The sequence below is a fragment of the Thermoanaerobacter sp. YS13 genome (assembly GCF_000806225.2).
Classification (GTDB): Bacteria; Bacillota; Thermoanaerobacteria; order Thermoanaerobacterales; family Thermoanaerobacteraceae; genus Thermoanaerobacter; species Thermoanaerobacter uzonensis.
Window position 1 is genome coordinate 1506386 of sequence record NZ_JOOI01000001.1, and the last position, 8023, is coordinate 1514408.

Annotated in this window: 8 protein-coding genes, 3 pseudogenes and 1 other annotated feature; all 11 genes and pseudogenes read right to left on the reverse strand. The window is 37.0% G+C overall.

What is annotated here, in order from left to right; translation table 11 throughout:
- Positions 1-6 precede the first annotated feature (6 nt).
- Complete coding sequence (rpoB, locus tag THYS13_RS07830) at positions 7-3723, reverse strand: DNA-directed RNA polymerase subunit beta (protein WP_042833885.1); 3717 nt, start codon at positions 3721-3723, stop codon at positions 7-9.
- Positions 3724-3943: 220 nt separating this feature from the next.
- Complete coding sequence (gene rplL / locus THYS13_RS07835; RefSeq protein WP_003868698.1) at positions 3944-4321, reverse strand: 50S ribosomal protein L7/L12; 378 nt, start codon at positions 4319-4321, stop codon at positions 3944-3946.
- A gap of 37 nt (positions 4322-4358) precedes the next feature.
- On the reverse strand, positions 4359-4892 hold the full coding sequence (rplJ, locus tag THYS13_RS07840; RefSeq protein WP_042833886.1) for a 50S ribosomal protein L10: 534 nt from the start codon (positions 4890-4892) through the stop codon (positions 4359-4361).
- Positions 4893-4905: 13 nt separating this feature from the next.
- Positions 4906-5028, reverse strand: a sequence feature (ribosomal protein L10 leader region).
- 47 nt (positions 5029-5075) lie between these two features.
- Positions 5076-5756, reverse strand: a pseudogene (gene rplA, locus THYS13_RS07845) (50S ribosomal protein L1); the annotation flags it as partial.
- A 58-nt stretch (positions 5757-5814) separates the two neighbouring features.
- Positions 5815-6224, reverse strand: a pseudogene (gene rplK, locus THYS13_RS07850) (50S ribosomal protein L11).
- 122 nt (positions 6225-6346) lie between these two features.
- Entirely contained in the window at positions 6347-6421 is a 75-nt protein-coding gene (locus THYS13_RS14645; protein WP_235603309.1) for a hypothetical protein, read from the reverse strand.
- Positions 6388-6579 carry a transcription termination/antitermination NusG family protein gene (locus THYS13_RS14650; protein ID WP_235603285.1) on the reverse strand — a complete coding sequence of 64 codons (192 nt, stop codon included), beginning with the start codon at positions 6577-6579 and terminating at the stop codon, positions 6388-6390. Before THYS13_RS14650 ends, THYS13_RS14645 begins: the two co-directional genes overlap by 34 nt.
- Complete coding sequence (locus tag THYS13_RS14655; protein WP_235603286.1) at positions 6515-6649, reverse strand: transcription termination/antitermination NusG family protein; 135 nt, start codon at positions 6647-6649, stop codon at positions 6515-6517. Before THYS13_RS14655 ends, THYS13_RS14650 begins: the two co-directional genes overlap by 65 nt.
- Positions 6650-6841: 192 nt before the next feature.
- A complete protein-coding gene (secE, locus tag THYS13_RS13880) occupies positions 6842-6985 on the reverse strand; it encodes a preprotein translocase subunit SecE (protein ID WP_153039605.1) in 144 nt (47 codons plus the stop codon).
- Positions 6986-7067: 82 nt separating this feature from the next.
- Positions 7068-7215 (reverse strand): annotated as a pseudogene (gene rpmG, locus THYS13_RS13885) (50S ribosomal protein L33).
- Between the two features lie 180 nt (positions 7216-7395).
- Positions 7396-8023: EF-Tu/IF-2/RF-3 family GTPase (locus tag THYS13_RS07860; protein ID WP_042834014.1), on the reverse strand; the 628-nt coding region annotated here is incomplete at its 5' end.

Sequence of the window (8023 nt, forward strand, 5' to 3'; positions counted from 1 at the left end):
AACTAATTAAATATCAAAATCTTCTAAATCTAAATCATCATTTCCTATGTCAAAACTATCTGGCTCAAAATCAAGATCTTCTGGCAATTCTTCAGTCTCTTCTTCAAAACCTTCTTCATAGCCTTCTTCATATACTTCTTCTGGTGGCGTATCTTCGCGACCTTCTATATTGATATTAAGAGTAGCATCCGGCACATCAGAATCGTCATCATCTTCAAATTCTTTTAATGGAATTTCTTGATTATCTTCTGTGATAACTTTGACATCTAATGCTAAGCTTTGAAGTTCCTTAACCAATACTTTAAAGGATTCAGGAATACCTGGTTCTGGTATGTTTTCACCCTTAACAATAGCTTCATAGGTTTTTACACGACCTGATACATCGTCAGATTTCACAGTCAAAATCTCTTGTAAAGTGTGAGCTGCACCATATGCCTCTAATGCCCATACTTCCATCTCACCAAATCTCTGTCCACCAAACTGAGCCTTTCCACCCAAAGGTTGCTGAGTAACCAAAGAATATGGTCCAGTAGACCTTGCATGCATCTTGTCATCAACAAGATGGTGAAGTTTCAGCATGTACATATAACCTACCGTAACTCTGTTATCAAAAGGCTCACCTGTTCTTCCATCGTACAATTGCACCTTGCCGTCCGGAGAAAAACCGGATTTAGCTAAAAGCTCTTGTATATCTTCTTCTGTTGCCCCATCAAATACAGGTGTAGCAATCTGCCATCCCAACGCTTTTGCAACAAGACCCAAGTGAACTTCTAAAACCTGACCAATGTTCATACGAGATGGAACACCTAATGGATTTAAACATATCTGCAAAGGGGTACCATCTGGCAAAAACGGCATATCTTCTACTGGAAGTATCCTTGAAATAACACCCTTGTTACCGTGGCGCCCTGCCATTTTGTCTCCAACAGAAATTTTCCTCTTTTGAGCAACAAATACTCTTACCATCTGGTTGACTCCTGGTGGCAATTCATCACCATTTTCTCTGGAATAAACTTTAACATCTACTACTATACCTGACTCACCGTGAGGAACACGCAAAGAAGTATCTCTTACTTCTCTTGCTTTTTCTCCAAAAATAGCTCTTAAAAGTCTTTCCTCGGCTGTAAGTTCCGTCTCGCCTTTTGGAGTAACTTTGCCTACTAATATATCACCAGCGGTAACTTCTGCACCTATACGTATTATTCCTCTCTCATCTAAATCTTTTAAAGCATCTTCACCTACATTCGGTATTTCTCTCGTTATTTCTTCTGGACCTAATTTCGTATCTCTGGCTTCTGCATCATATTCCTCTATGTGAATAGAAGTCAAAGAATCATCTCTAACCAATTCTTCACTTATCAAAATAGCATCTTCATAATTATAACCTTCCCAAGGCATAAATCCTACTAAGACATTTTTCCCAAGTGCAAGTTCTCCGTTGTCAGTAGAAGGTCCATCGCATATAACTTGCCCTTTTTTCACTTCATCTCCTTCATTTACAATAGGCCTTTGGTTTATACAAGTTCCCTGGTTTGACCTCTTAAATTTAAGTAAATTATACTCATCCCTTCTACCGTCCTTTGTTCTAATTATAACTTTATCAGCGGTGACCTTTTCTACTACTCCATCGTTTTTTGCTAATACTACTACACCAGAATCAACAGCTGCCTTATATTCTATGCCCGTTCCAATTATTGGCGCTTCAGGTTTTATAAGTGGTACTGCTTGCCTCTGCATGTTAGAGCCCATCAAGGCTCTATTCGCATCATCATTTTCCAAAAAAGGTATCATAGAAGTAGCAACAGACACTATCTGTTTTGGTGAAACGTCCATGAAGTCCACTTCTGTTGGAGGTACTGCTATTATCTCTTCTTTTAATCTACATACCACTTTCTCATTAATAAACCTGTTGTTTTCATCTAATGGTTCATTAGCTTGAGCTATAATATATTCATCTTCTTCATCTGCAGTCATATATACAATTTCATCTGTAACTGTACCAGTAGTTTTGTCTACTCTCCTATATGGAGCTTCAATAAATCCATATTCATTTACGCGAGCATAGGTAGTCAAAGATCCAATCAAACCGATATTAGGTCCTTCAGGAGTCTCAATTGGGCATATCCTTCCATAGTGAGAATAATGAACGTCTCTTACTTCAAAACCCGCTCTTTCTCTACTAAGTCCTCCAGGACCTAAAGCACTTACTCTTCTCTTATGAGTAAGTTCTGCCAAAGGGTTAGTTTGGTCCATAAATTGAGAAAGCTGGGAGCTTCCGAAAAATTCCCTAATGGCTGCAACAACTGGGCGAATGTTTATAAGGTTTTGAGGAGTAATTTCATTCACATCTTGGATTGTCATTCTCTCTTTGACTACTCTTTCTAATCTCGCAAGTCCAATTCTAAATTGATTTTGCAATAATTCTCCTACAGACCTGAGTCGCCTATTTCCTAAATGATCTATATCATCTATTGAACCTATCCCATGAGTTAAATTTAGTTGGTAGCTTATAGTGGCTATAATGTCATCTTTAGTAATGTTCTTTGGAACAAGTTCATCCATTCTATTTTTTATTTCGTTTCTTACTGCCTCTTCATCAGAGAAATTATCAAGGATTTCTTTTAATATACTTAAATTTACTGCTTCTTTTATATTTAAGTTAGATACATCATAAGGCATTGGATATTTATTTATATCCACCGTATTATTACCTATTACTCTTACTACTTTACCCTCTACTAACACTTCTACTACATTTATGCCGCAATTTTGAATTTCTTCTGCCTTTTCTTTGGAAATTTTCTCTCCTTCTTCTACTAATATCTCTCCTGTAACAGGATTGACAATCTTTTTTGCGCTTTTTAAGTTTACAATTCTCGTTTTTAACGCAAGTTTTTTATTAAATTTATAGCGCCCAACTTTTGCTAAATCATACCTTTTTGCATCAAAAAATAATGCATACAAAAGGCTTTTGGCACTCTCAACAGTAGGTGGCTCTCCCGGTCTCAATCTTTTATAAATTTCTATTAAAGCCTCTTCTTCAGATTTTGTTGTATCCTTATCTAAAGTAGCTTTTAATTTTTCCTCTTCTCCTAAAAGGTCAAGAATTTGAATATCAGTACTATAACCCAACGCCCTTAATAATACAGTAACTGGAACTTTTCTTGTTCTGTCAATTCTAACATATACTATATCATTGGAATCTTCTTCATATTCTAGCCAAGCCCCTCTATTTGGAATTACAGTTGCAGAAATTAATTTTTTCCCAAATTTATCAAATTGTTGTTCATAATAAACTCCTGGAGATCTAACCAATTGGCTTACAATTACACGTTCTGCGCCATTTATAATAAAAGTACCCTTTTCTGTCATTAAAGGAAAATCTCCCATAAATACTTCAGATTCCTTAATTTCCCCTGTTTCCCTATTGGTAAGGCGTACTTTGACTTTCATCGGCACAGCATATGTAGTATCTCTATCTTTACATTCTTCTACTGAATACTTGGGGTTATTTTCTAATCTATAATCCACAAATTCTAACGCCAAATTTCCTGTAAAGCTCTCTATAGGGGAAATTTCTCTAAAGACTTCTCTCAACCCCTCCTCTAAAAACCATTTGTATGACTTCTTTTGAACTTCAATAAGGTCGGGCATTTCTAACACTTCATCGATCTTAGCAAAGCTCATTCTTGTCTTGTTGCCCACTTGTACAGGATTTACCATCCATTTCACCCCTTAAAAAATGTAAATTACCAAAAGTTTCCCACTTTTGGATTTCATGCAAAATAACCCTATTTTACCATTATTATTCACCAACAGGCTCCCTCTTATACATATATTAACAAATAAAAAAGGCCACTATTAATGCAATTTATTATAATAGCACAAGTGAAGATTTATGTCAACAATTCCCCATAAAAAAATAAGGGCAAATTTTTTGCCCTTATTTTATTTCTACTTTTGCACCAACTTCTTCGAATTTTGCTTTAATTTGATTTGCTTCGTCTTTGCTTACTCCTTCTTTAACTGGCTTTGGAGCACTTTCTACTAAATCTTTTGCTTCTTTTAATCCTAAACCTGTTACTTCTCTCACAACCTTGATAACTTTTATCTTGTCACTACCTACTTCTTGTAAAATAACATCAAATTCTGTTTTTTCTTCAGCTGGTGCTGCTGCTGGTGCTCCAGCTGCTGGAGCTGCTGCAACTGCTACAGGAGCTGCCGCAGATACACCAAATTCCTCCTCTAAAGCTTTTACCAACTCAGCCAATTCTAGAACTGTCATATTTTTTATGGCTTCCAAAATCTCCTCTTTGCTCATTCTTTCTACCTCCATTTTAAAATTTTTATTTTTATTTTCAAGCTTCAGCTTGCTTTTTCTCTTTCACTGCATTTAAAGCATAAAGCAGGCTTCTCAAAGTGCCAGACAACACAAAAACGAGGTTGGTAATAGGAGCTTTCATGCTGCCCAAAGCTTTCGCCACAAGTTCTTCCCTTGAGGGAAGCTCCGCCAAAGCCTTAATTTCCTCAACAGTCACTAACTTTCCATTTACAAGGCCTGCCTTTAACTCAATACCCTTGTGATCTTTCATAAATTCCACAAGAACTTTAGCAGGCGCAACAGGGTCATCATATCCAAAAGCTACAGAAGTTGGTCCTTCAAAATACTTGACTAAATCATCCCCATAACCTAGTTCTTTAGCTGCAATAGTCATTAAAGTATTTTTGTAGACTTTGTACTCAGAATTAGCTTCTCTAAATTTGCGTCTTAATATAGTATCATCTTCTACAGTCAAGCCACTAAAGTTTGAAAAAATCACTGTTTGTGCTCGTGACAATTTGTCTTTAAACTCTGCTACGATTTGTTGCTTTTTCTCTTTTGCTGTGCCCACCTTCCCACCTCCTTAAAAAATTTAAAAAGGATCCCGTAGACATGAGGATCCCTTTTGGGAATTTATTTTTAAAAACCTCGGTGGGATTTACGTGCAAAAGCACACCCACTGTCTACGGTCTTTTTATTCAATTTCAACGTCACTTATTATACCTTACATCTTTTTGTCTGTCAACAATTTTTATTAAAAAATCTTTAAAGGATTAACCTTCACACCTGGTCCCATTGTAGAAGATAACACTACACTTTTGATGTATTGTCCTTTTGCGGCTGCTGGTTTAGACTTAATTATAGCATCTATAACCGCTCTAAAGTTTTCTAATAATTTCTCTTTCCCAAAGGATTTTTTCCCTATAGGAACGTGAATTATACCTGCTTTATCCACCCTGTACTCAATCTTACCAGCTTTAATTTCTTTAATAGCTTTTTCTAAATCAAAAGTCACAGTACCTGATTTAGGGTTTGGCATTAATCCTTTTGGACCTAATATTTTACCTAATCTCCCTACCACTCCCATCATATCAGGAGTTGCAACTACAACATCATAATCAAACCAATTTTCATTTTGAATTTTTGCAACTAATTCTTCTGCTCCCACATAATCAGCACCTGCTGCCTCTGCTTCTTTAGCTTTTTCCCCTTTTGCAAAAACTAATACTTTCACACTTTTTCCTGTTCCGTGAGGAAGCACTACTGTACCTCTTACCTGTTGGTCAGCATGTCTTGGGTCAACACCTAGTCTTACAGCTAAATCAATAGTTTCATCAAAATTTGCTTTTGCAGTTTTCAAAACAATATCTATTGCCTCATCACTGGAATACTGCTGTGTTTTGTCATATAACTTTAAGCTCTCTAAATATTTTTTCCTCGCTTCACTTTTCTAACCTCCTTGTGGTAGTGTCGGACTTTCCTCCCACTTATTTTTATACAATCTCTATACCCATGCTTCTTGCAGTACCTGCTATCATCCGCATAGCAGCCTCTATATCAGAAGCATTTAAGTCTCTCATCTTGATTTCAGCAATTTCTCTAAGCTGCTCCCTTGTGATTTTCCCTACTTTTTGTTTGTTAGGTTGCGAAGAACCAGACTCTATTCCAGCTGCTTTTTTGATTAGCACAGCTGCTGGTGGAGTTTTAGTTATAAAAACTAAATGACCTGTCTGCATATATTGTAATAACAACAGGAATTATTAGCCCTGCGTCTTTGGCTGTCCTTTCATTGAATTCTTTGCAAAAAGCCATTATATTAACACCGTGAGTCCTAATGCAGTACCTACTGGTGGCGCAGGAGTAGCTTTCCCGCTGGCAATTGTATTTTTACAACTGCTGCCACTTTTCTTTGCCATGACTACACCTCCTTACAAAATTAAAATAGCTTATAAGTTTCTACTTTTTATATTTTTTGAAGCTGTACAAGGTCAAATTCAACCGGTGTCTCTCTCCCAAACATAGAAATTAAAACTTTCGCCTTTTGTCTTTCTGGATAATTTCTTGAACTACTCCAATAAAATTCTCAAAAGGTCCTGAAATAACCTGACAGTATCTTTTACATTAAGGTCAACTGCAGTTGGAATCTCTTTTATACCTAAAGCCCTAACTTCTGCTTCACTCAATGGTACAGGTTTAGACCCAGGACCTACAAATCCTGTAACACCCCTGGTATTTCGCACAAACGTACCAAGTATCATCCGTCATAACCATTTTCACCAAAACATAACCCGGAAAAAATCTTTCTCTCAACAGTTTTCTTTTTACCATCTTTAATCTCCAACAACTTTTTCCGTTAGGTACAATGATTTGGTGAATTAAATGCTGTAAATTTCCTATTTTCTACAATCTTTTCTAAATTAGCTTTGACTTTGTTTTCATATCCAGAATAGGTATGAACCACACCACTTTGCATTTTCTTTTTCTGGCATAGTTAATCTCTGGGGACTCGCCCAACCTCCTTTAAACTTTAATAATAAGCTTTAAGAGATAACTAAAAACTGAGTCAATCAAAAAAATGAATACTGTCACAAGAGCCACTACTATTAATACAATTTCAGTATAAGTTATCATAGTTTCTCTGCTTGGCCATGTCACCTTTTTCATTTCTGCCCTTACATCTTTAAAAACTTGACAATTTTTCTTCCTTCACCGGCCATTTCCTCACATCCTCTTGAAGTTTTAAAAACTACTTAGTCTCTCTATGCAAGGTATGCTTTTTGCAGAATTTGCAATATTTCATTAGCTCTAACCTATCAGGGTCATCTTCTTATTTTTTTTGTATGGTTTCTATTCTTACACTCAGTACATGCCAACGTAATTTTACTCTCAACTATTACACCTCCCGGTGATTCGACTGCTTAGTCAATTTATCATAAATATAACTTCTTGTCAATCACCAAAAACAAAAAGTCTGTGTCAACGATTTATGGGTGGCTCATTGATTGACATTTTCCACAGTCTACTAAAGCCATTGATTTAACTCAAAAGAAGCCAGGTTTGAACCCGGCTTCTTTTTATTCTATGATAGCTGACACGACGCCAGCACCTACTGTACGGCCGCCTTCTCTTATAGCAAACTTCAAACCTTCTTCCATCGCTATCGGTGTTATTAACTCTACTTTTATCGTTACATGGTCCCCTGGCATCACCATCTCTACTCCATCCGGTAAGTTTATTACCCCTGTCACGTCTGTCGTCCTAAAGTAAAATTGTGGCCTGTATCCATTGAAAAATGGTGTGTGCCTTCCTCCCTCTTCTTTCGTCAATACGTAAACTTGCGCCTCAAATTTCGTGTGCGGCTTTATCGTCCCTGGCTTCGCTAATACTTGCCCTCTCTCTACTTCGTCCCTCTGTACTCCTCTTAATAATACCCCTATGTTGTCACCTGCTTGCGCTTCATCCATCGTCTTCCTAAACATCTCTACCCCTGTTACTACTGTCTTCCTCGATTCTGTCGTCAATCCTATTATCTCTACTTCGTCTCCTACCTTTACCTTCCCTCTCTCTACTCTCCCTGTCGCAACAGTTCCCCTTCCTGTTATCGTAAATACGTCCTCTACTGGCATCAAAAATGGCTTGTCTATGTCTCTCTCCGGTGTCGGTATATATTCGTCTACTACATCCATTAACTCCCATATCTTC